Raw genomic sequence first — 1817 nt, 5'->3', positions numbered from 1 at the left:
CCAGTTCACCGACCACGGTTGCCGGCTGTAATTTGCTGCGAATATCGGCGCGCACGGTAATGGTCGGCAAACGGTTACGGTGCCAAATCAGACCATCTTCAAAGTTATATTCAATTTTTGCAATTTGTGCCAATGGCACAGAACTACCATTTGCAGTGGGTACGGCCAGACTGGACAACGCCTCAACATTAATCCGTTCAGCCTGATCACCACGCAGACGAATTTCAATCAATTCACGTTTTTCACGATATTGATTAATGGTTGCACCACTAATGGAGCTATTTAAGAAATTGGCTAAATCCAAGCTCGATACCCCCATTTGACGGGCACGGTCCTGGTCGATATTCAAATGAATGACTTTGCTTGGCTCGCCCCAATCCAAATGCACATTGCTGGTATTCGGATTATCACCGATTACCGCGGCAACTTTATGCGCCCACTGACGGACCAGATGCAAGTCCTCACCAGAAACCCGATACTGCAATGGATAACCGACCGGCGGACCATTTTCCAGCAAAGATACCCGGGTACGTACATCCGGCAACAATTTACGGATTTCCTGGTCTAAAGATTTACGAATTTCATTGCGATCATCCAGAGAGGAGGCCAAGACCACAAACTGGGCAAAACTGGCTTGTGGCAATTGCTGATCCAGCGGCAAGTAGAAGCGGGTTGAACCCGTGCCGACATAGGCTACATAGTTATCAATGCCTTGTTTGGTCGACAAGAATTTTTCGACTTTTTTCACCGCATTTTCAGTTGAAGTGAGCGATGCCCCTTCTTCGAGTTTTAAATCCACCAAAATTTCGGCACGATTTGAGGGTGGGAAGAACTGTTGCGGCACCAGTTTAAACATCAGAACCGACAATACAAAAATACCCACCGTTGCTGCAATCACCGTTTTACGATAGGTCAGGCATCTATTCACCCAAGTTCTAAACTTTTGATAAAACTTGGTTTGATACGGATTATGATGTTCAGCGGCATGATGCTGTAGCGGTTGTGGTTCAGGTTGCTTGCGTAAACGCGCCCAAAGACGCTGATACCACGGCGCTTTTTGTGGCAAGTCTGCAAAATCCGGCAACAGTTTATCCCCCAGATAAGGTACAAAAAGCACCGCGGCAAACCAGGACACAATCAGGGCAATAGTCACCACCTGGAAAATGGAACGCGTGTATTCACCGGTACTGGATGCTGCTGTTGCAATAGGCAAGAAACCTGCTGCGGTAATTAAGGTTCCGGTCAGCATGGGAAAAGCAGTGGTTTTCCAGGTAAAGCCTGCGGCCTCAAGCCGACTATAGCCCTGCTCCATTTTAATCGCCATCATCTCGACCGCGATAATGGCATCATCAACCAATAAACCGAGGGCTAAAATTAAAGCACCCAGTGAAATTTTATGCAGTCCGACATCGAATAAATTCATCCCAGCAAAGGTCATCGCCAGTACCAAGGGAATGGAAAATGCCACCACCAATCCGGTACGGAAGCCGAGTGAAAAGAAGCTGACCAGTAAAACGATAATCACCGCCTCAGCCAATACTTTCATGAACTCATTGACGCTGTGTTTCACCGCCACCGGTTGATCAGAAACCTTTTGTAGCTGCATGCCTAAAGGCAAAGACTTCTGTAAACGGGAAAATTCCGTTTCGAGGTTTTCACCCAAAGCCAGAATATCACCGCCCTTACGCATTGAGACCGCAATGCCAATCCCGTTTTCGCCCATAAAACGCATACGCGGTTGAGCCGGCTCACTAAAGCCACGATAGACCTCTGCGACATCGCCCAATTGAATGGTTTTGCCTGCCACCAGAAGTGGC

The 1817-nt window shown here is 47.8% G+C and carries 1 protein-coding gene; it reads right to left on the bottom strand.

Features of this window, described 5'->3' with window-relative positions; genetic code table 11:
* A partial coding sequence (locus WAK81_RS10020; protein ID WP_422196692.1) for an efflux RND transporter permease subunit occupies positions 1-1817 on the bottom strand: 1817 nt, incomplete at both ends.

The sequence above is a fragment of the Acinetobacter sp. genome, from assembly GCF_049284435.1.
Lineage (GTDB): Bacteria > Pseudomonadota > Gammaproteobacteria > Pseudomonadales > Moraxellaceae > Acinetobacter.
Note: the sequence above shows the minus strand (reverse complement) of the source record. Positions and strands in the feature narration are given on the sequence as shown.